Source organism: Belnapia sp. F-4-1 (genome assembly GCF_000802185.1).
GTDB lineage: Bacteria > Pseudomonadota > Alphaproteobacteria > Acetobacterales > Acetobacteraceae > Belnapia.
On sequence record NZ_JROR01000033.1, the window covers coordinates 1 to 20,872 of the forward strand.

Here is a 20,872-nt window from a genome sequence, read left to right on the forward strand (position 1 = left end):
GCATTAGCGTTGCGGCGGCGACCTCATCGCAGAACCTCTCGATGCGCCGCTCCTCAGCACTCAGACCTGGCTCGACGCTGGCCCCATTCGAAATGGCGCTCTCGCCGAGCAGGATGTGCACCAGCTCGTGCAGCAGCGTGAAGGCCTTGCCGCCCTGGCTGTAGTCCTTGCCGTTGACGACGATCACCGGCAGCTCGGGCTTGGCGATGGCGAAGCCGCGCATTTCAGCCAGCTCGACGCTGCGATGCGGGCCGCTGACGACGAATACCAGGATGTCGCGCTCTTCCAGGCGGCGACGCCAGAAATCAAAGGCTCGATCCTGCCTAGCCCATTGCTTCTGGTCGTCGTCGCTCACCTCAAGAAACTCGCGGATGCGCCGGCCGACCACCTCCGGGTCGTCTTTCAAGCTCGCCTTCAGGCCGAAGGGTTGGGGTGTGCCGTTGAGATCCTCAAACAGCTCAAGGGCCAGCTCGCGCCGTTCGTAGGCCGAGCGGATCTGATAGGCGAGGTAGGCCGAAAGCGTCTCGTCCGGGTGCACCTTGTCCACGTCGGGCAGCCGGCGGAAGTCGCGCAGTGGCGCAAAATCCATCGGTGGCTCCGGCAGGTAGAATACTGCCAGCGGGAACTGATACTTGCCGGCCAGGTTGCGGAGCTGGCCAAGCGTCGGCGCATCCTCGCCGGCCTCCCAGGCCTTCAGCCGCTCGACGGTGACGTTGGCGGCCTTCGCAGCGTCCTCCAGCTTTACCTTTGCCCGGCCACGCGCCCAGCGCAGCAGCTCGGGTTTGACGTGCGCTTTGATGACGGTCATCGCAGACCTGCCTGTTGCAGGCAGCCGCCAACCGCTGCCTCTGCCATCGGGAGCAGAGGCTCGATGGGAAGTGGCGCTTCCTCCTTGGTTATGTGGGCTAGCTGAACGACCATTCTGTGAGTGTGGGATAGTAGGTTACGGAAGTCGAGACTCAACAAATTCAAAGCACTAACAGCATAAATATAGTCTATTTTGGTGAATTTTTGGAGACAAAACATCGCCTAAAGGGTGATTCGTTCCACCTCATCGAGCGAAATCTGCTCGCCGCGCCGGTCGTAGAGCTTGGTGGTGCGCGCGCTGGCATGTCCCGCCATCTGCTGCGCGTGCTCCAGCAGCCCGCCATTCTCCAGGTAAGCCGTGATCCCACGCGCCCGCCAGCTATGACAACCGATCTTGGTGGCGACACCTGCTGCCTCCGCGCGCCGCTGGATCATGCGGTACACGTCGGGCTGGCTCATGGCCTGACTGTTCAGTCGGCCGGTGCGACCCTCAGCCGTACGGAAGAGGGGACTGCGCCGGTCCTGAGCGATGCCAGCCGCCTCAATGTAGGCGTCCAGGTACTCCTGCAGGCTGTGGTGACAGGGCATCTCGTGGTGCTTGCCGCCCTTCTCATGGAGGCGGACCCACCAGCGCTTGCCGATCGGGTAGTAGTCCTCCACCCGCATCGTGAGCGCCGCGCCGACACGGGCAAAAGTGAAAAGCAGGGTGCCGATTAGCGCCCGGTCGCGCAGCCCTACCAGGCTATCGGTCGGGATGCTGGCGAGCAGCGCCTTGGCCTCCTCACGCGTCGGCATCCGCGTCTTGCCCTTGGCGGCGCTGTGCTTCGGGCCGCGTACCGCCGAGGCCGGATTGTGCGGCACCACCTGGCCGACCACCAACCAGTCAAACAGCATACGGATGGCGGCGAGCTGCTGCTTCACGCTCGGCGCCGACAGCTCGCGGCCGATCTGCTCGACGTAGGTGGCGATGTGCACCGGCTGGATGGCGGGCAGGGCCAGGCCGTGCTGCTCGCACCAGCCGAAGAAGGCAGACGCCGCGCGGGCGTAGGCGGCGCGGGTGTTCGGATTCCTGATCTGCGCCGTGAAGAACTCGATGTAGCGGGTCGCTGCTCGCTCGCCCTCGGCCATCATGAGGGAGGGGACTGGAAGCGTAGAGAGCGAGGGCGACGGCGAGTTGGCCGCGAATGACGATGGTATTGGCAACCCGCTCATACGCCAGCTCCTTCGATTGGGAAGCTTTCAGGGCCTAGGTTCGTACCCTCAGGAGGCATTGCATGATACCGCCTGATGTCGCGGCGCATTGCGTTAAAGAGGTTGCGGTACTTCCGCTCTAGGCTATCCGCATCTTCCTTGGTGCGAATTCCGGCCGTGAGTGCATTGGCCGCTTCGATCACGTCATCAGGCCCAATCAGCCAAACCTTGCGGATGGCCCGGAGGAATTCAGGGCGGTCGGTGGCTTTGCCGCTTTCGTGCAAACTGTCGATCAATCTCGCAACATCGAGATAGATGTCCCGCCGAGACTCGTACTCCGCCCAGGCTTTCTGTGCCAAAGCGAGGTCCTTGTCGGCCCGCAGCTTCCGTTCCGCAACTATGGAAGTGACAACGATGTTGGCCAGCACGGTGACAATGCCGACTGCCAAAGAAACCGCTCCGGCGACGATGGCTGCAGCAACTGGTGGCTGACTTAGGTCCATGTTAGCTCTTTAAGTATGATAAAGGACGTTATCATGCATAAATTGGATGCGCAATGACAATACGCGACAAACATTTCGGTATAGGAAGGAAAGGCTGCTTAGGTGACGTAATCCGCCGCTGCGTCGCTCTCGTACAAAGCCTTTGCCGTCTGCGCTGAGAGTACAGCAGTGCGGACGGAAGCCTCCGTTAAGTCGAGGGTGCGGAACTTGCTCCCGATCTTCGCAACTACCTCGATGCGGCGGTAGATGCCGGGGTGCTTCTCAGCGTAGCGGGCCAGCCCCTTCATGCGGGGCAGCGCATCGCCGAACTGGATGCCGTGCGGGTCAACGATGTCCACGGCCACGCCACCATCAGGGCGGCGGGCGAAGAAGATAAAGTCAGGACGCACGATCTTCAGCTCGTCCCCTTCCTCGTAGGTCACACCCAGCGAATCCTGACTGGCGCGCGCCGGGTTGCGATACCAGGCAAGGGTGCCCGGCCGCTTCAGCTCGGCCAGCACCACTGGCTCCTCCCAGGACGAATTGAAGCTCTCGGGGAACAGGCCGTCGTTGCCGCAGAGCATATGCTTCTCGAAGCAGGGCAGAAAGGTCTCCGTGCCATCCGCCTCGCGAGCCGTGGTCGGCTGTAGCCAGGTGTTCGGCCGCGCTAGGTTCCCATCCAGCGGGTCGGCGCTCATCTCTCGGATTTGCTGATACACATCCTGCCGCTCATCAGATAAGCCCTTAATGGCCACTCGGTACTGCGTGAGCCACCGGTTGGCGAGGCGTTCCGCCTCTTCCTCCAGATGGCGCTTGAGGTCGGGGACAAGGCCAAGAGCCGCTACCACGGTGCGAGCCTCAATCAGCGCGTCGTCTGGGTCTTCGTCCTTGGGTGCTTTTGCTGCGAGATGATCGCTGTAAGTCAGTGCCAGATCGGGGCTGACGACGCGCGCCGCCCGCTTGTAGGCATCCTCGATCACCGCGTAGTCAGCCGCCTCCACGAAGGCGTTGAACGACTTCCCAGCGGTTTCTATGTCAGTGACGACCGTCATACCTTCGACCGTCAGGACGCCCTCGCGGGCTCTGGCAATCTCGTCGGCATAGCGCACCTGCGCCGCGTCGAGCACCTTGTGCATCTCGGCATGCGCTTTCTTCCCAGCGTCAGGCAGCAGGTTATCCGCCGCCAGTTCGTGTGCGAGTGCGGTCAGCCGCTTGACCGGGCGAGCCTGCCGCTTGGGCAGACTCTGAGAGGGAAGCGACAGTAGGGCCTGCCAGACTTCCTCGGGCACGTCCGGGTTCGGCTTCATCTCGCGCTGGTTGAGGAGCACGCGGCGGCCCGGCAGCGCCTCGCCACCCTCGCCGCCGGTCATAAGCGCTGTAACCACCGCCTCCACCGACTTCTTATCGAAGTGGGGCAGCAGGCAGTCCACGGCGTTAAGGCGCTCGTTGCCAGGGATGCGCCGGGCCAAGGGGGTACGTACCATCCGCCCCAGAAGCTGAGTAATGTGCGTGCGGTCGGTTGCGGCACGGAAGGAAACCATTACCTCAGCGCGTGGGCAGTCCCAGCCGGTGCTGATGGCATCCTTCGCCACCAGCACACGCACCCACTCTGATTCCTGCACACGCTCCGGCGCGATATACGGGACGCCGTGCCGTCCGAACGCCTCGGTCTTATGCTCGCCAAAGACGTTGGCCACGCAATCCGGTGGCAGTTCGGGCCAGCGCTCGAAGATGGTATCGAGCCACGTGCCGATCTCCCGGTGGTCGGGGGAGTTGGGCACCTGAAGCACCATCAGCGGCAGGACGGTGTTGGCGTCGTCCTGCTGCTTGCCATACTCTGCCCAGGCGTTAGAAATCTCGCGCAGCTTGTCCGTGCCCCGACGCAGTAGCACGGTCGAGAACTCGCCGATGTCGTCGGGTACATCAAGATTGATGGTGTCTTTCAGCAGGCCAGACTCCTGCACCTTCTTTGAATCCACCACCACGTTGGGCAGCGTCGAGCGGTCCTGCATGCCCGCCATTGCCTCATTGAACCGCTGCACCGTTGCGGAGATGCCCCAGACAATGGGGATGCCGGGCACGGAACCGGTGCCGTTGATAAGCTGTCTGACGATGGTCGGGCGGGTGTCGCCCCCCGCCGTGCGCATTCCGCGATGGGCTTCGTCCAGCACAAGGTAGAGTGTCAGGTCGCGGTCTTCGACGGTGTTGCGGATGGTGTCCCAGATAGTGTGCGACCGCAGGTCGGGCATCATGGGAAGCTGCCGTTCGTCCTTTTCGATGGCGGCATCGTCGGGATCATGGCCGCGCACTAGAATACTGTTTCTTGAGAGCTTCTGCGTATTCAAAAAGTAGATTTTGCCAGCCTCGAATTTTTCGCGGGCAAAGGTACTCTCCACCGTTATTAGGTCGGAAATCGTCAGCTGGTCGGAGGCTTCCTGCAAGCGCCAGCGTGATTGCTCGTTCAGTGATGGGTCGTCGCTGAACCAGATGACTACGGCACCAGGATCAGCCGGGAAGTCGTAGTCGTCGTTGCCGTGAAACAGCGCCTCGAACACGGCGGCAGCCATGACGGTCTTGCCCGCGCCCGTGGTGGCGGTGAGCGAGAAAGAATGCCTGTCGCTGTCCTCGTGCCAGCGTCTGCGGGCCTTCCTGAGCCGGTCGAGCACATCTTTAACGGCGTCGTCCTGATAGTCCTTAAGCGTGAACTTCATGCGTTACCGGCCCATCGCGAAGCGGAAGTTGAGGAGGTAAGATTCGTAGAGCCGCACCGGCTCCACAGCGCCGGGTAGGCGTCGGGCCACCGACTGGAAGCGGCGGTCATCGTCAGTGACGATGTAGGCGATGCGGATGCTGCCCTTGGCTTCCACTGCCTTGCAGAACGGGACGGCCTTATCGAGGTCAGTTAGCAGCCCGTAGGTGTCGGCTACCTCCCAGCCAGGTTGGGGCAGCTTATTGATACGCCGCCCTTCACTACCCGCGCGCATCCACAGCAGTGGAGCGACGCGCGCGAAGGCGCGGTTGTGGCTGACGGCCACCGGCGTTTCATATGTCAGCGTGAAGAACTCGGCGTTCTCCTGGAAACCCTCTGCTATTGGGAATTCGTCAGTGAATTTGTAATCACCTTCAATTTTTTTTCCAGCAGGGGTTTTTCCCGTTATCGCTGCAGCAATACGAGGCTTTGTGATGTAATCGCAGATGCCCCATTTTTCCCAGGCAGCATCGCCAGGGCGCAGGTCCGCCTTGCGAAGAGATGCCTGTTCGTCGGCAGCAACCTCGTTATTAGTTACCAATATACACTGGCGCCGCCCGCCATCCTGACGATTTAACCGCATGATGGCATGAGCGGTTGTTCCGGACCCGGAGAAAAAATCGAGAACCACAGCATTGCTGTTTTCAGCAAGGAAGAACTTGAGAGTATCCTCAACTGCATACAGAGATTTTGGAAAAGGAAATTTTCGATCTGGAATGAACAATTCCAGGAGACCTGACCCGTGCTCAGAAGCATTATGAGACGCAATTTTCCATTGAGTGGGGGCTATTCTACTTGCCTCGTCGTCCTTACGGTAAGCGACAAGAGAACCGTCATCAGCTCTTCCTACTAAATTGTAGGTCTCTGATAGTGCTTCTCGGTAGGCTCCGTCTGGAAGATAATTAACGACATAGCCATAGGGTGTAGGACGCCCAAGTCTAATTCTGCCTTGACTGATTCGTTCTTTTAATTCTCCAGCAGAAATCTGCCAGCGTCCTTGAGAACCATTTTTTCTAATTGGTAATATAGCAACCAGCTCTGGTTTTTGAGGCGCCTCGTTTACACCATCGGGGATTGGCTCACCAACCTCAATGATACGGCGGGCTTTCGGGTCTGCATAAATCGGGTAGAACATCGAGGGACGATCTGTCCGCGCGGCTTCCGAGCCTCGGCGCATCATTGATGTCCAGCCAGGCTCTTTTTTTTGCTCTGCTCTTTCGCCATCAGACATCTCGTCCATGGCATCTCCGTTGCTAAATCCGCCACTGACAATAGATGATGGCGACCACTCTGCACTTAGCGGCAAGCGAGCTGGTGCAGCAGTGCCAAACATCACAAAGAAAATGTATTCATCGGCCCGCCGGAAGCCATCAATTACTGAAACGCCTTTAGGATTGATGATAGTTGAAACCATCTGAATCCGGGCTTCTGGAAAACTTTGCTCCAACAAAAGGCCAAGGCGAAGATATTCGCGAGAATCTATTGTTATTATCAGTACGGAACACTCAGCCTTCAGTAGAGATTTTGCAATAAAAAGACGACGCTCCATCATAGCCAACCATTTAGAATGGCGGTAAAGATCATCTCTTTCTACGTAAGAGTTATTGTACTTCCAATCCGTTGCGCCGGAGTTGTAAGGAGGATCAATGTAAATAGCGTCAATCTTTCCACGATGTGTAAAGGTCAACGCTTCCAATGCATGAAAATTCTCAGCATTGATGACGGTGTGAAAAGGCTTAGATTCACCTAGCTCAACCTTCCCAGTGCTCACCAAGCCGGGGTAAATATAATCTCGAAACTCCGCCACTATGGCCAGATCGGCAACAGTTACTGTCTGCTGCTCTGGCTCTACAGCGCCCAGAAGTTCAAGGTGGGCTACCTTGACTTCCTTGCCGGTTTCGAAGCCCACCACGCGCCAAAGTCGCTGGTCTCCTTTCGCCGTTGACCCGCGCGGAGAGAGGATGCGCACCTTGTCGCCTTTGCGGATGGGCCGTCCGGGCAACTCCACGCTTTCAGGTCGGTGTCGCTCGAAATTCAGTCCGAAGGAGCGACGCGAAGAAAGAACTTGGAACTCTCGCTCAAGCTCCTGCCCAAGTGTCAGGTCTTTGGCCTTGGTTGCCGCAATCAGATCTGTGAGCCGAGACAATCGATCCCCTTTCTTCAGGCTTTATGTGCCAGACAGCGCCAAAAGCGTAGGCTGCGTAAGTCTGCATTTAGCTACAAGACCCTGAACTATCGTGCGGCAGCTTTCCGACTTCTTTCTATCGCTGACCAAATCGGCTTTAGCAAGTCGATTAAATATTTCTATATTTTATACTCGTCGCGCTTACGGCCTTGAGCTTCTAGAGCTTTCAGCCACTTTGGTAGCCGGCCTCGCCCGCTCCATTCCTCGCCGTTGGACCCACGGTATTTCGCGGGTAAGGTGCCACTAGGCGCCTTGCGGGCTGCCTTAGCAGCGGGGGAAGATATGCCCGGCAACAGCGCCTGAAGAGTGAGCCCATTCTCCTCGGCCTCGGCCTTCCATTTGGCCAGAAGGTCGGCCTTCGCCTTTTCCTGCTTTTCCGACAGCTTGGCCTCGGCGTCGGCGATCAACTCGCGCAGCTCAGGTACGGTAAGGCGGTCGAGATCGATCCGCTTGGCTGCTGCCGCGTCCTTGTCCGCCATAACAGTCGATTCTCCCTGGTGAGAGGAACCCCGAGTAGCAGAAAATCCCTCACGCTCAGAGGTAGTAGCGCAGCGCGCGCTCAACCTTGCCGTAGGCCTCGATGCAGAGCACCTGCCGCACCTCCTCGTCGTCGCTGTAGGCGGCGGCAGCCCGGAACCACAGACAGGCGCTTTTCAGCTCCTCCCGTTGGCAAAGGTCCTGCAAGGCCCATAGCGGCCCCTCGATGTCCGGCTCACCCGATCCCGTGCCGTAGGCGTAGCTGCGCAGCACGGTCAGGGCGCGGCGCTTCACCTCGTCGCGCTCTTGGCCCTCGGCCGTCTTGAACCACATGCGGCTCGTCTCGTGCCGCCGATAGTCCCATTGTTTCGATCCTCGGAAACTCCGCTCCTCCGCCATAGCGCCTCCTCTTGCTGGTGGAGTATCCAGGATGCGCAATGCGCTGGTGAGGCGAAATCCGGATAGGACGCCAGCCGAACCGCATCCAACTTCTGGTCGAAGGCAAGACAGAGGCCTCATCCTACCCAACGCTACGCCTTGACGTTGTGTTCGAAGTTGCAAAGCAACTTCTAAGTGGACACATCAGAGGCGTTGGGTAGGATAGAGCCGGGCGCACCGACTGAGGGGCAATCATGGCGTGCTACCACCTGACGCTGAAGGTGATGAGCCGGAAGGCTGGCGACGGACACTCCGCGCCGCATGGGGTCGCTTACCGCTCGGGCAACCGGGGCGCGACCATCAGCACCATCACCAAGGTGGGCGGCGTATCGGCCGTGGCCGCTGCCGCCTACCGCTCGGGCCAAGCTATCGAGGATGAGCGTCAGGGCCAGACCTACGATTATCGAAACAAAGAGGCGATCCTGCACACCGAGATCGTGCTGCCGGCCGGCCCAGTGCCGGCCTGGGCGATGGATCGCAACGAGCTGTGGAACCAGGTCGAGAAAGCAGAGAAACGCAAGGACGCTGTAGTGGCGCGCGAGGTCGAGGTGATGCTGCCGCGCGAGCTCGACTTGGCCGATCAGGTGAAACTGGTGCGGCGCTTCATCGCCGAGCATTTCACGGCCAAGGGCCTGGTGGCCGATTTCGGCATCCACCGGCCGACCGCCAGTGACGGCCTGCCGCATCCCCACTGCCACATCATGATCACGCCGCGCGCCCTCGGCCCGGACGGCTTTGCTGCGAAGAAGGACACGACCTTCTGGTGGGAGGGCCAGCGCGACAAGAGCAAGGGCGAACTGGGTGCGCTGCGTGAGGCATGGGCGGCGCTGCAGAACGAGGCCCTGGACGAAGCAGGATCGGCGGCGCGGGTGGATCACCGCACGCTCGTAGCACAGCGTGAGACCGCCCTTGAGATGGCTCAGGAGGCACGTGAGGCAGGCCGCCCGACAGAAGCGCTGGATTACCAGCGCCAGGCGGTGCGACTGAACCGAGAGCCAAAGCCTTACGTGCCTTATCTGGCGGCCAAGCGGATGGCCAAAGAGCTGGCCGCGCATGTCCGCGAGCGCGTCGAGGCTTGGGGGCAGCGCAGCCTGGCCCACGGACACCTGGCGAGCATGGCGAGGCGAGGCATTCAGGCGGCCGAGGAGACGCTGTGCGACATGCTGGCGGCAACCGCTCGCGCCCTGCATCTGGAGCAGGCCATGGAGCCGCTGACGCCGGCACCAGCCAGCACAGGGGAGACGGGCCATGAGCGGTAGTAAGCCGGCCGTGGGGCATTACACCGCACTATGGAACCGGGAGCGGCCGGGCCAGGCCGAGCCACCCGCGCCGGCCACGACGCCGACACTGGTGCAGCCGGCACCGCAACTGGCGGAGGAAGAGGCTTACCGGCCCTGGGGCCGTGAGCACCCAGACGCCAACGATGTGGTGGAAATCCGCTTCGGCCAGGAATGGGTGCAGCTCTACCGCTCGCACTACACGCGCGCCGAAGGCGTCGGCGACCGTTTGCTGACGCTACTTACCTCCAGCTGCGCCGTGTTGCTCACCGGCCGAGGCCTCGGCGAGCTGCGCCGGCTGCTACGCGCCAACAAGGTGGATTTCATCGAGCAGTACGATGCACGGCGCTGGGCGGCTCCGCCGGCCGGTGCGCCGGTCATTGAGCGCGTCGAGGTGATCTATGCCGAAGGCTCGCTGGGCGAGACGGCGGCCGCCTCGCGGCCGACTGGGTAACGCCGTATAGCACGAGCGGATAGCGACAGCGGGGGGTTATGGCGGCAGACCCATATACAATCCGGATTTTCGTGCCTGACGGTGATCCTGAAGGGGTTCGGATTATCGACCGGATGAACTGGACGGGTCAGGGTATCGTCTTTCCCCGCGAGAAGTGGGCCGATACCCGCAAAGGCCAGGCGTTCGGACACCCAGGCGTGTACATCCTGGTCGGACTGACAAGCGATGACGATTTGCCGACGATCTACGTAGGCGAAGGTGATGGCATTCGTGATCGGATCGACAGCCACTACACTGGCGCGAAGGCTAAAGATTTTTGGTCTTGGGGCATGGCCTTTATCTCCACCAATCGCGGCCTGAACAAGGCGCATGTGCAGTGGCTGGAATTCGCCCTGGTCAATCAGGCGACAAAGGCCAAGCGAAGCCATCTAGATAATGGGAATGCTCCTCAAGAGCCGGCCTTAACCGATAGTGAGAAAGCAGATACACGAGGGTTCCTGAAGGAGATTTTGCAAATCCTTCCCTTGGTTGGACTGCATGCCTTTGAGATGCCGAAGGCTGTCGCTACGCCTTTGACGAAAGCTAGCGCTCCTGCCGCCCCTATCGTCTCTTATGAAAACGACACGGTTATCGTGCCGGCTCAAAAGGGCGGCTTTGAGAAGGTTTTTCTCGGTGAGCATTGCTGGCATGCCATCCGCATTTCGGGCGGCATGCTGCAAAAGATCAAATGGATCGCCGCTTATCAGGCTCAACCGATTTCCGCGATCACCCATGTTGCGCCGGTCTCGCGGATTGAGCCTTACGGCGAGGGTAGCAAATACAAGCTGGTGTTTTCGGAACCGGCGAAGCCAATCACGCCGATACCGTTCGCCGACGCGCCAAGCGGCGCGATGCAAGGGCCGAGATACACCACCTACAGCAAGCTCACAGCGGCGAAAAAGCTAACCGATCTGGTCGGAAAGATATGAAGGAACGGCGGCCGCTATGCGGCCGCCGTTTGGCTGCTAACCGAAGAGCACTATCAGCTCGGGCGGCAGGCGATCCCACATGGCATCCTCACGCGGGCTGGTCTGCTTCGAGGGTTGGGCCACCGCCACAGTGACGCGCTGCGGCTTCGCCTCGCGCTCCATCTCGGGCAGGCGCGCGACCTGCCAGGTGCGCGTCGGTCCGAGCAGACCGGCAAGGAACCAAGCGAGCCGATTGCTGAGGAACAGCAGCAGCCCGCCGACGAAGAAGCCGGCGATGGGATCGCCGCTGCCGGCGGCGGCCTGCCAGGCCACGCCGAGCAGCAAGCACATCGTCAGGATGTGGCCGTAGGCCCAGAGGGCCGCATACAGCGTCCACCGGAGCGCCCGGAACGGCAGGAGGAGGGCGCGGGTCATTGCCGGAACTCCACCGGCAGCCATTCGGCCTGGGTCGCCCGCCATTGGCGGGCGCTCTTGAACAGGATGGCGTCCACCCGCCCCCGGTGGGGCCGGCCGCCCGTGCGCAGGGCGAGGAAGCGGCTGGGCTGCACTCGGTAGTCCATCATCTCCTGCACGGTGAGGGAGGAGCCTCGGTTGCGGCCTTTGTTCCGGCTCTGGTTGGTCCCGCCGCCCCCTTCGTTGAAGCTCTCGCCGCTGGAATCGCCGTCGCTCTCGCCACCTGATGCGCCGATGCTACGGCGCCGCTGGAGCGCCTTGCCGATGGTGTCAGCTGCTGCCTGGTTGGTCGTCGGGCAGTCGTTGGCGTGCCAGATTTTGGTGCGGAAATGGCCGAGCAACGCGCCGGCGACATGCTGCGGGCTGCGCCCGCCGATCTGCTCATAGAGCGCCGGCAGGTTCTGGGTCAGGTAGACCACGGCGGCGCGCGCGCTGCGCGCCGTGCTCAGAAACTCCGCATCATACGGGCTGACGAAGAACTGCGCCTCGTCCACCCACAGGAACACCGGCCGCGTGCCGGCATCCACGGCGCGGCGTTCGGTCGCGCGCTGCCAGCAGTATTTCATGATGTGCTGGGCCAGCTTGCCGGCCTCGTTCCACTCCTTCAGCGGGAAGTCCATCACCAGCACCGCGCCCTCATGGGTCAACTCGGGCAGCAGGTTGAGACCAGTGCCGAACAGCTCACGCATCGGCCCGCTCATGAGAGGCGCGAGATCGGCCGAGAGCGATTGCACCAGGTTGCCGGTGGTGCGCGGGTCCGGGTTCGGCAGCACGCGCGTCAGGTAGTCGTGGGTCAGGTCGAAATCGGCCGCCGGCATCCGGTACGCGGGGGCCTCGAATGCCTTGGCGAGCGTCTGCCCCATGAAGCCCTGTTGGAACGCTGGATCGTCTACCTGGCCTGGCCCCTTCGGGCGACTGTGCAGCAGGCGCATGAGATCGCTCAGCGTCAGGTCGCCGTAAGCGGCCCACAGCACCGCGAAAGCGTGCGTGATGCACTCCTTCACCGCCTTCTCCCAGAAAGGATTGCCGGTGTTCTGGCCCTGCGAGACGTTGCCGTTGGCCGCCTGCAGCACGGTGGTCATGAGCGCGGCGACGTTGCTCACCCCGCCCCTGCCCTGCGCGGCGGCAGCGGCGTAGCGGAGGAAGTTGAACAAGCGCGTGCCGGAGCCATCGAAGCGGATCAGGCTGCGGCTGCGGCCGGTCTCGTGGCAGTAGCGCTCCCATAGATCGGCCTCGCCCGGCTTGGCGCAGAGCACCAGGCCGCCCCAGCCGGCGCGCAGGTAGGCGTGCGCCAGGGTCTTGCCGGAGGCCGAGGTTTTGCCGCTACCGGTCGCCCCGGCGATGAAGACATGCTCCAGGGCGTCGCGGGTGTTCCAGCGCTCGCCGCCGAAGCGTAGCAGCGGCGTGTCGTCCTTGGTGACGTAGGCAGCCATAATGTTCACCGTCCTTGAAGGTGGGACGGTGGCAGGTCGCAATGCTAGGCTGCGGGGCGAAGCAAGCCGGAGTCAAGGCGATTGGCAAAGCGGGATGCCCGACAGAAAGGAACAAACGAAGCCGTATCGGGTGACCGTCGGCATCCCCTTGAAGCAGAGAGTGGAAAGAACTCACCTAGTGAAGAAAGCGGACTTGAGACAGAACGGCAGATAAAGCTTCAGCTATTTATCAATGAACACCTCCACAGCGACGCCACTCCGGAGCAGGCCGAAAAGGTTTGGCGGCATGCCTATGAAGTCGTGTACGGCATCATCTCACCAGAACGACAACAAGAGGCGCGGAAAGCTTCAGATGCCTTCCAGAACTTCATGGATGCCCGTCGCTCCCAGACTGCGGCAACCACAACGACATCGAGTTTCGCTCAGCTTCTTGAGCATCACCGCAAGGCAGCGGGTCTGACACGAGAACAGCTTGCCTTCCGCTCGGGCGTCACTTTGTCGCAGGTACACAAACTGTGCCGAGGGGAATTTGAGCCTAGGTTAAGCACGTTGCTTGCCCTCGCCAGAGGCTTGGGCATCTCGGCTTCTATGCTGCTGCCGGATCAATCCTAACCAGCTGAAGTGCGCCCATAAATTGAAAATGCGCCTCCTCACGAATCTTAGAGTTGCTTTGTGAGTATCTATAAATGAACACTCACTTCTGCGGTGGCTGGTCGCAGGCAACCGAGTGAGGAGCAAACGATGGACGCTAGAACGCGCCTGCTGCGCGAGACACAGGAGGCAGGCCACGGATCGGGCCTGCGCGAGGGGCTGAGCGCCCTCTGGGAAGACGTGCAAAACGCGATGGCCGATGTGCGCCAGAAGGTCGTCGAGGAAGGCGTCTATGGCCGTGCCGTGACGTCGGCGGAGGTCTCCGGCATCCACGGCCAGGACAGCGGGGCACAGCCCTATGGCTACGCCGATTACTGCCGCGCGCAGGCGCAGCCTGCCGTGCCGGAGCTGGACGCTCCCGACCACGGCATCGAGCAGTGAGCGGGAGGTGGCCATGGAACCGCTGACACGCGATCTGCTGCAAGCCGCAGGCTTGATTCTCGGCCCTCTGGAGGGGCCGCTGACGGGCTACGGGTGGGACCTGCTTCCCACCGCGCTCGCCTATCTGCCGGGGCCATTGCTGCACCGACGCTGGGACTTGCGGATGGCCGGCACCCTGGCGCTCGGGGTGCCGAGCTATGTGGGCGTCGTCGTGGCGATGATGGGATGGGGAACGCTCTCGGTCCTGAGCCTCGTCGAATGGCTCGTTCTCATCGCGCTGCCGCTGGCGTACGTCGGGCTGCTGCTCCGGCTGCCCCAGGAGGCGCGCACAGCAGAGCTCGAAACCGCGCGGGATCGGCTGGGCCGTGCCGGCGCGGGGGTGCGCGAGCACGGGTTTTCTTCCGCCTGGCGCGCGCGCCAGGCCTCCAAATGAGAGGAGAGGACGATGCAGCCCATGACGGAGTGGAAACTGAGAATGGCCGCGTCAGCGGCAGTCGACGCGGCTGACATGCTGTTCGGCATGGTGCCTATCCTCGGGCAGGGTGTGGAATTGCTCAGCCTGCCGGCAGCGCTGGCGCTGTGGGGCTGGCGGGGTGGCTTGTACGGGCTGGAGATGCTGGACGTGAGCAACGTTGCTGATGCCTTCGTCCCGACGGCCGTGATCATCGGCTGGAGCAAGCGGGCGGAGTACGAGCAGCGTCAGCGTGAGTGGGACGCGCAGCAGAAGCCCCCTGCCCCGACGGCGCCGATGGCACCAGCTATGGTAAGCGTCAAATAATTGTAATGATAATGTGGTACAACATGGCCAATTCTTTCAAGGAGTTGGCCATGTCCGCATTAATCGAAGCCCTACGAAAACTGGATTTGTCGCCGGTCACGAACTACTACGGCGACGTGGTTTATCAAAACACCAAGTCAGCCACCGATTTTGTCGTCCGGCACTTTCCCGCTGGCGAGGAGCTCATGCGCCGGTCGGAGCAGTTCTGCGATGCCGGGTTTGACCGGCTGAATGGCCCTGGCTGCCAAGCGGTACGAGACAGCAACGCCGCACGTGACCCGCAGCCGTTGGCGCCTATGGCACCCAGTCTCCGGCGACCGGAGGACAGTCGAGAGCGCTGACCCGCGTCGCAGCCACAGTCTACGGTGGCCATCCACGACGGCGCCGAGGAAGGACAGCACGGGATGCAGCTCTACGCTCAGGCCGATCCGCTGTGCATCGAGGGCGTGGCGGCGCAGCTTCACTTCAAGGCGCAGTTTCAGGATCGCGGGCTATGGGGTGAAGGCTGGCGGCCGCACTGGACGCCGATGTGGTGGGTCAGCATCAAGGAGACGGCGCGCAATGATCACCGCCATGAAGCGGCGGAGCTGCACCGGATCGGCGCGCCGCCATTCGGGCCGCGCCGCCAGGAGCGCCACGGCAACCCGCCCTGGACCGGGCACGAGCGCGCCTTTGTCGTCGCGCTCGACGCGATGCCGGGCCAGCTGGCCGAGATGCCCTTCCCGCCCACGCAGGCGAACCGTCGCCGGCTCGCCGAGCTGGCCGCTTTCGTCGCGGCCAAGCGGTTGGAATGGGGCGAGCGCGAGACAGTCTAAGCGCCCGCCATGCCTGCGCTGTAGGATAGTGTGACGGCGCGGGCGTGTAGAGGTCGGCGATCTGGCGAGGCACGGATGATCTATCTTTTGGTGCCGACCTCGATGGTGCGGGACAGCGAGCCGCCGCCCACGCTCGACGAACGATTTCCGCCCATCGAGCATCCTGGGCCGCAGGAGCAGCGCTACCGGGCGCGCATGGCCGTCTGGCCGATCTATTATCCCCTGGTGCTCGGCACCGTGGTCTGCCTGACGCGCGAGCAGGAGTTCCTGCGGATGAACGAAGCGATCGACATGGCAATCGGCATCAAGCCACCGCTGAACGCGGACCTGCAGGCGCGCAGTGGCTTTACCGGCCATGCCGGTCTGCCGTTGCGCGGGTGGGGGTTAGGGCGTGAGCGCTTCTATTCGTATCATCCGGGCGAGGCGTGCGGCCAGGAATGCCACGGGGTTTGCCCGCACGGCGAGTGGGTCAACGTCCCGCTGAACCTGCTCACCAGCTACCGGTTCCGACGCTGGCGGACGCGCTATTTGTTGGGACGAAGATAGGACAACTGACGCGCTCATGATTCGGCGCCGGCGTTTCACTCGGGCACGCACACCCGCAGGAAGGCCAGTGGATAATCCGCCCGCGACCGGAATTTGATGGGCGGGTGCTTTGCCCCAAGGGCGATGTGATACCCCGTTTCGTCGTCCCGTGCGGCATCGCCGCTCTCGTGGCGGCGGTGCCGGTCGAGCAGGGCGTCGATCTCGTCTTCGCCGAAGCCTTCTTCACGCAGGCGCGCGAGCAACGGCTCGCGCACGGCCTGGGTGCGCAGTTCGGCGGTCAGCATGCCATCGAAACTCCCGGCGTGCCGCGCCTGCCGGAACCGGAACCAGGCTGATGCGTGCGAGAAGGCCAGCCGTGCGGCCTCTACCGACATGCCGACGAACACTACGGCTCCGTCCTTTCCTCGCACGACGCAGCTGTCCAGCAGTCCCACCTCCGGCGTGCGCCGTTCCATCACCCCACCCTCGCCCGTCACCTCCGAGCATCGTAGCCCACCCAGGCGACTCAAGCGGCGGAGAAGATCGCCGAAAGGAGAGGAATGGGCATCGTGCGCGCGATGGCCGCCATCTAGCGCTCCGACTCGCTGCTCGGCGGCCAGGCCCTGGCGCCATGCAGCACGGCGAGCACCTGGATTTCGTGGCCGGCGATGCGGTACGGCACGACGAACGGCGTGCGTGGCACGACCAGCTCGCGGGTGCCAGTCACCCGCCCTAGCCGCCCGCGCTCGGGAAACTGCTTCAAGCCATCGATGGCGGCGCGGAGTCGCGCCGCCATCGCGGCGGCGGCCGTAGGATTGTCGAGTGCAATGTAGTCCCGCGCGGCGTCGAGATCGGCAATCGCTTGGCGGGTGTAGCGGACGATCACCGCCAGCGCGCGTAGGCGGCGTTCACCTCTTCCTCGCTGGCAAACTCGCCCGCGTCCGCCTGGCGCAGGCCCGCCTCGACATGGGCGATCTGCCAGTGGTGGACGGTCAGGTAGGCGTCCACGGCCTCGTTGATGAGGTAGCTGCGGTCGCGGTCGGTCACGCGCGCTAGCGCGTCGAGCGCCGCCCGCTTTTCTGCATCCATCCGCACCGTGATCGCGTCGCGCGCCATGCCGGCCATAACGTCTCCCTAGCTCTTCGTATTCTACCGTATTACGACGTGATGCGCAACGAGCTTGACCCCTACCCCACCATCCCTCTGGTGAGACTGGAACACGGCCATCCCTCTGGAGCCGACCTGCGATCCGCAGACCGGCGCGCGCAGCGGAAGTCAAACCCTGCCGCAGGCACCGCCGAAGGCGGCGCGGAGCCACGCGCAGCCCATAGGGCGAGCATGGCGAGCGGGGTTGACGGAGCGAGCACGGTGGTACGCTCGTGTCAGGTCAGGCCGGAGGCCCCTTCCCTACAGGTCATGCGCCTGTGGCGCATTCCGGTTTCTCTTTCATAGTTGGGGCTTATCCACAGGAGCGCGTGTTCAGTAGATTCATAATTCTACTTAAGTTCAAGATTCAGGGGCCGAAATGCGCCTTAATTCCAAGAACTTACGCGCCCAACTATGAGAAAATCGGGGGCTCCTGTGAGGTTTCCGGGGCGATACTATGAGATGTTCGGGGAGTAGTATGAGGTCTTCGGGGCCAACTATGAGGTTTCCGGGGCGCTCGCTGCTCGTGCCTGTGGATAAGCAGCCGGCGCCAAATTATGAAGGATTCGGGGAAGCAAACCCTGCAAGATCAGCCGAGTAGGTTGGTGCGACGTGCCCGGTTCACCGATGGCACCGGGTCCAGCACATGCTCGACCGTGCCCGCCACGCGCGCCCTACGGCCGATCTTCGAGCGCTGCATTTCCAGGTGGGCTTCCTGCAGGGCCTCGCTGCTCTTCTGCCGCCAGCCGACCTTGATGCTGGCCACCCGCTTGCCCTGCTTCACCGGCAGCACCGACAGCTCGAACGGCGCCAGCGCATTCACCTCGTCGATGGTGGGCTTGATGACGTGCTTGTTCAGCTCGCCGAAGGTCTTGTAGCGCCCTGGCGGCACGCCGAGCAGGTCGCGGAACTCCTCCAGGCTGTACTCGTGGAGGGTCTTGATCGTCAGGTTCGAGAGCTGTGCCAGGTTCTCATACAGGCTGATCGCGTACTTCGAGGTGAACGCCATCAGGATCGGGACGGCGATTTTGCCCCAGATGGTGGAGTCCCGCAGAACGGATACCAGGCGCTTGTCGAAGCTGTAGGTCAGCGTGCCGGCTGGCCGGTCGGGATCGTCCAGGTCATTGCCGCCAAGGAACTGGACACGGCGGGTGCGCCCGTCGGGCAGCCGCAGCGTGAGGATGGTGCGCATCAGCGCCTCGATGGCCTCCTCGACCATCTCATAGCCCTTGTGGCCGTCGGGCTTCAGGTCGTCGATCTCGATCCGGTAGTCCTTCCCCTCCTCCACGCCCTGCCGATGCGCCTCGTGCCAGAGGATGGTGATGGCGCGGCGGGCATTAAGGGTCAGCTCGTGGTGGCCAGAGACCTGGATCAGCTCAGCCGGCTTGATCGCCTCGCGCTCGCGCGGCCGGATGTCCAGCGTCAGGACGCGATGTCTGGAGGTCTCTTCGCCCATAGAGCGTGATCATAGCGGTTTCTATGAATCGCAAAAGTGAAAAGTTTCACTGTTGGGATTCATAGTTCCCGAAAACCTCATACTTGCCGGAATGCGATTCCCCGAAGGTCTCATAGTTGCGCGGGCCTCTGCGGCAACGAGGCTCCCTGCCCAGTGCGCTCCGCTGCAGCGTGCCACCGTGCTCGCGCCAGGGAAGGGACAAGCGTCGTGCTCGCCGTCCTCGCCATGCTCGCCCTGCGGGCTGCGCGTGGCTCTGGGCGGCTGCGCGCGCCGGCCTGCGGCCCCCTTCCCTTCTGCTGCGCGCGATGGCCTGAACCAAGGCAGTCGGCTCCGGGGAAAGGTCGTCCTTACCGTCTCACCAGGGAAAGTGATTGTTTTTGCTAGCTTTATACGATGGAACAGGCTGAGGCATCGCATGAGCCGCTAGGCCGAAGTCACCGATCTATCTCATGAGACGCCTCACTGCGACAGCATGTGCCTGCGTGAGGCATCACTCCATGCATGCGCACCCCAGACTATCTGCGGCCTACAGTGCCCCTTGCCAGAATGTGCCAACTTGAGACGCCTGTCTCAGATACCTTGATGCGCCTGAATGAGGCAGGCCAGGACACCGGCTATGTGAGCCGTCTCATGAGACTATCTCAACGCAAGCGATGAGCTTTGCCTACGAAGTGCTTGATATGTCTCATGAGATATCGTAATGAGATAGCATGTGCCCTGCTGACGCACCTTCTGCACCACCTGTGGACTACAGTCGCCTTACCCGTAAGCAGGCGGAGCGGATCGCGGGTGTGAGCCGAGCGACGCTGGCCCGCTATGTGGCCGATGGCAAGCTGTCGGCGCACAAGGACGGGCAGGGGCAGAACCGCTATGACGCTGCCGAGCTGCAGCGGGTCTTCCCGGATTCGTTTGATCTGAAACGCCTTGAGACACCTGCGCCACGAGACGGGGTGAGCCCCGATGAGCTGGAGGATGAGACACCCCGCGATAGTGCTGCACTCGCCAGTCTCAGTGTCGAGAAGCGCTATCTCACCGAGGAGCGCGACCGGCTGCGCGAGGAGGCCGAGCGGCTGCGGCGTGAACTGGCCGACGAGCGGCGGGGCAGGGAAGGGGAACGGGCCGAGTTCATGGCCCTGATCCGGCAGCACGGTGAGACGGTGAAGCAGCTGACTGATCAGTCTCAGAAGCCAGCGGCACTACCTAGGCAGCGCGGTTTCCTGGATTGGCTGCTGAACCGGGAGCCACATTGAGACATCTCAGCCAACCACCCAGCGCTCGGCGCGGATCAATTCAAGCAGGCTCATAGGTCGTACGCCCAGGGCAGCGCACACATCCGGGATATTCGGCCGGCTGGTGCTGCCGGTGGGCTTTTCCTCAGTAATGATCGGCAGCCCTTCGATTTTGGCGAGGGCGATCACGAAAGGATCGGCCGAGGTGCGCAGCTTGCGCTCACCGACCAGGCGCGGGAAGCGGGCGAGTACCTGCGCCGCCTCGATCTGGATCGGCTCATCCAGCTCACGGAACATACTATTGCGTGCCTTCAGCCAGACATGTAGTTCGTCCGACCGTTTTCCCGTCTCGCGCAGCACTTCGTCGGGCGATATCAAGCGGCCCTCGGCGATAAAGGCGTCCAAACGGTCCCAGAAGCGGGGAAAGTTCTCTATCGGATACCGTTCCTGCCAGGCGGCAATGAGAGCGCTTGTATCGACGCAGTAAACGGTCATTCAGGCCCTCACTCCGCCGACTGAAACGCAGCTCGTTCCAGCTCGGGGATGTGCTTGACCTTCGCCCCCAAGTAGCTCGACACGTCGTTAAGAGTAATCCTTTGGTCGTAGTAGCTACGCAGAACCAGGCGGGTGAAGCCGCGACCGTTCCAGCTCATCAGCATGACCGGTCGCTTGATCGGAATCGACTTTTTCTCCTTGGCTCGATCCTCTGCGCGCTGCCGGTATTCATCGAGGAAACGCTGCCGCTGCGTGCGGTAGTAGTCCCAGCTCGCCCGGCCGATAGTGACGAAGCGGATGAGCAGGGCCTCGCGGCTGACGCCGATCGCCCGGGCGATGGTACGCAGCTCCTCATCATCCCAAGCCCGATGGCCGGCCCCTGAGACATGCTCAAAGGTCATTAGTAGGCTGCGGGGCATTAGCGTTGCGGCGGCGACCTCATCGCAGAACCTCTCGATGCGCCGCTCCTCAGCACTCAGACC

The 20,872-nt window shown here is 62.3% G+C and carries 26 protein-coding genes; 11 read left to right on the plus strand and 15 right to left on the minus strand.

Translation table 11 applies throughout. The features are described 5' to 3' along the window. The 7 genes from LH62_RS00005 to LH62_RS00025 form a co-directional block, all read right to left on the minus strand. Nucleotides 1-808, minus strand: an 808-nt coding sequence (locus LH62_RS00005) for an XRE family transcriptional regulator (RefSeq protein ID WP_043358334.1), incomplete at its 3' end; no start/stop codon positions are given. Nucleotides 809-1,029: 221 nt separating this feature from the next. Beyond that, nucleotides 1,030-1,938, minus strand: coding sequence for a tyrosine-type recombinase/integrase (locus LH62_RS00010; protein WP_236552426.1), 909 nt, complete (start codon nt 1,936-1,938; stop codon nt 1,030-1,032). 77 nt (nt 1,939-2,015) lie between these two features. Then, nucleotides 2,016-2,501 carry a hypothetical protein gene (locus LH62_RS29985; protein WP_144404303.1) on the minus strand — a complete coding sequence of 162 codons (486 nt, stop codon included), beginning with the start codon at nt 2,499-2,501 and terminating at the stop codon, nt 2,016-2,018. A 98-nt stretch (nt 2,502-2,599) separates the two neighbouring features. Beyond that, on the minus strand, nt 2,600-5,191 hold the full coding sequence (locus tag LH62_RS00015; RefSeq protein WP_043358338.1) for a DEAD/DEAH box helicase: 2,592 nt from the start codon (nt 5,189-5,191) through the stop codon (nt 2,600-2,602). Nucleotides 5,192-5,194: 3 nt separating this feature from the next. Further along, nucleotides 5,195-7,375 carry a site-specific DNA-methyltransferase gene (locus LH62_RS00020; protein WP_043358373.1) on the minus strand — a complete coding sequence of 727 codons (2,181 nt, stop codon included), beginning with the start codon at nt 7,373-7,375 and terminating at the stop codon, nt 5,195-5,197. A gap of 158 nt (nt 7,376-7,533) precedes the next feature. Continuing rightward, nucleotides 7,534-7,893 carry an H-NS family nucleoid-associated regulatory protein gene (locus LH62_RS28850; protein ID WP_082012255.1) on the minus strand — a complete coding sequence of 120 codons (360 nt, stop codon included), beginning with the start codon at nt 7,891-7,893 and terminating at the stop codon, nt 7,534-7,536. 55 nt (nt 7,894-7,948) lie between these two features. Next, entirely contained in the window at nt 7,949-8,224 is a 276-nt protein-coding gene (locus LH62_RS00025; protein ID WP_043358341.1) for a hypothetical protein, read from the minus strand. Between the two features lie 299 nt (nt 8,225-8,523). On the opposite strand from LH62_RS00025, the gene mobQ reads away from it, so the two are divergent. The 3 genes from mobQ (at nt 8,524) to LH62_RS00040 (ending at nt 11,028) form a co-directional block, all read left to right on the plus strand. Next, the gene (gene mobQ, locus LH62_RS00030; RefSeq protein WP_052213528.1) at nt 8,524-9,588 is read left to right on the plus strand and encodes a MobQ family relaxase; all 1,065 of its coding nucleotides are present in this window, start codon (nt 8,524-8,526) and stop codon (nt 9,586-9,588) included. Continuing rightward, on the plus strand, nt 9,578-10,060 hold the full coding sequence (locus tag LH62_RS00035) for a hypothetical protein (protein WP_144404304.1): 483 nt from the start codon (nt 9,578-9,580) through the stop codon (nt 10,058-10,060). The genes mobQ and LH62_RS00035 overlap by 11 nt, the downstream gene beginning before the upstream one ends. A gap of 71 nt (nt 10,061-10,131) precedes the next feature. Further along, the gene (locus tag LH62_RS00040; RefSeq protein ID WP_236552427.1) at nt 10,132-11,028 is read left to right on the plus strand and encodes a GIY-YIG nuclease family protein; all 897 of its coding nucleotides are present in this window, start codon (nt 10,132-10,134) and stop codon (nt 11,026-11,028) included. A 36-nt stretch (nt 11,029-11,064) separates the two neighbouring features. Here LH62_RS00040 and LH62_RS00045 read toward each other — a convergent pair whose 3' ends face one another. Further along, nucleotides 11,065-11,442, minus strand: coding sequence for a hypothetical protein (locus LH62_RS00045; RefSeq protein ID WP_043358347.1), 378 nt, complete (start codon nt 11,440-11,442; stop codon nt 11,065-11,067). Next, the gene (locus LH62_RS00050) at nt 11,439-12,914 is read right to left on the minus strand and encodes a type IV secretory system conjugative DNA transfer family protein (protein ID WP_043358349.1); all 1,476 of its coding nucleotides are present in this window, start codon (nt 12,912-12,914) and stop codon (nt 11,439-11,441) included. Before LH62_RS00050 ends, LH62_RS00045 begins: the two co-directional genes overlap by 4 nt. Before the next feature lie 81 nt (nt 12,915-12,995). Between LH62_RS00050 and LH62_RS29990 the strand changes: the two genes are divergently transcribed. The 7 genes from LH62_RS29990 to LH62_RS00075 all read left to right on the plus strand — a co-directional run bounded on the left by LH62_RS29990 (nt 12,996) and on the right by LH62_RS00075 (nt 16,085). Next, a complete protein-coding gene (locus LH62_RS29990; RefSeq protein ID WP_144404305.1) occupies nt 12,996-13,526 on the plus strand; it encodes a helix-turn-helix domain-containing protein in 531 nt (176 codons plus the stop codon). A gap of 129 nt (nt 13,527-13,655) precedes the next feature. Further along, the gene (locus LH62_RS29995) at nt 13,656-13,946 is read left to right on the plus strand and encodes a hypothetical protein (RefSeq protein WP_144404306.1); all 291 of its coding nucleotides are present in this window, start codon (nt 13,656-13,658) and stop codon (nt 13,944-13,946) included. A 13-nt stretch (nt 13,947-13,959) separates the two neighbouring features. Beyond that, the gene (locus LH62_RS00060; protein ID WP_043358354.1) at nt 13,960-14,379 is read left to right on the plus strand and encodes a hypothetical protein; all 420 of its coding nucleotides are present in this window, start codon (nt 13,960-13,962) and stop codon (nt 14,377-14,379) included. A 12-nt stretch (nt 14,380-14,391) separates the two neighbouring features. After that, entirely contained in the window at nt 14,392-14,724 is a 333-nt protein-coding gene (locus tag LH62_RS00065; protein ID WP_043358356.1) for a hypothetical protein, read from the plus strand. A 23-nt stretch (nt 14,725-14,747) separates the two neighbouring features. Then, nucleotides 14,748-15,065 (plus strand): hypothetical protein, encoded by a 318-nt coding sequence (locus LH62_RS30000; protein WP_144404307.1) that lies wholly within the window; start codon nt 14,748-14,750, stop codon nt 15,063-15,065. Between the two features lie 24 nt (nt 15,066-15,089). Further along, a complete protein-coding gene (locus tag LH62_RS00070) occupies nt 15,090-15,539 on the plus strand; it encodes a hypothetical protein (protein WP_144404308.1) in 450 nt (149 codons plus the stop codon). A 75-nt stretch (nt 15,540-15,614) separates the two neighbouring features. Continuing rightward, nucleotides 15,615-16,085: a hypothetical protein gene (locus LH62_RS00075; protein WP_043358360.1), complete on the plus strand. Its 471-nt coding sequence runs from the start codon at nt 15,615-15,617 to the stop codon at nt 16,083-16,085. Nucleotides 16,086-16,120: 35 nt separating this feature from the next. On the opposite strand, the gene LH62_RS00080 is transcribed toward LH62_RS00075, so the two are convergent. The 4 genes from LH62_RS00080 to LH62_RS00095 form a co-directional block, all read right to left on the minus strand. Continuing rightward, nucleotides 16,121-16,540, minus strand: coding sequence for a hypothetical protein (locus LH62_RS00080; RefSeq protein WP_144404309.1), 420 nt, complete (start codon nt 16,538-16,540; stop codon nt 16,121-16,123). A 113-nt stretch (nt 16,541-16,653) separates the two neighbouring features. Continuing rightward, entirely contained in the window at nt 16,654-16,950 is a 297-nt protein-coding gene (locus tag LH62_RS00085; protein WP_043358364.1) for a type II toxin-antitoxin system RelE/ParE family toxin, read from the minus strand. Then, complete coding sequence (locus LH62_RS00090; RefSeq protein ID WP_201445393.1) at nt 16,947-17,189, minus strand: CopG family ribbon-helix-helix protein; 243 nt, start codon at nt 17,187-17,189, stop codon at nt 16,947-16,949. The genes LH62_RS00085 and LH62_RS00090 overlap by 4 nt, the downstream gene beginning before the upstream one ends. 610 nt (nt 17,190-17,799) lie before the next feature. Further along, on the minus strand, nt 17,800-18,666 hold the full coding sequence (locus tag LH62_RS00095) for a replication initiation protein (RefSeq protein WP_043358366.1): 867 nt from the start codon (nt 18,664-18,666) through the stop codon (nt 17,800-17,802). 710 nt (nt 18,667-19,376) lie between these two features. Here LH62_RS00095 and LH62_RS00100 point away from each other — a divergent pair. Continuing rightward, on the plus strand, nt 19,377-19,916 hold the full coding sequence (locus tag LH62_RS00100) for a helix-turn-helix domain-containing protein (protein ID WP_408735072.1): 540 nt from the start codon (nt 19,377-19,379) through the stop codon (nt 19,914-19,916). Between the two features lie 6 nt (nt 19,917-19,922). Here the strand turns inward: LH62_RS00100 and LH62_RS28860 are convergent, their stop codons facing one another. Together LH62_RS28860 and LH62_RS00110 are read right to left on the minus strand one after the other, a co-directional pair. Continuing rightward, complete coding sequence (locus tag LH62_RS28860; RefSeq protein WP_043358369.1) at nt 19,923-20,390, minus strand: DUF4411 family protein; 468 nt, start codon at nt 20,388-20,390, stop codon at nt 19,923-19,925. Between the two features lie 8 nt (nt 20,391-20,398). Beyond that, nucleotides 20,399-20,872 (minus strand): ImmA/IrrE family metallo-endopeptidase (locus LH62_RS00110; protein WP_043358371.1); only part of this gene is annotated, 474 nt, incomplete at its 5' end.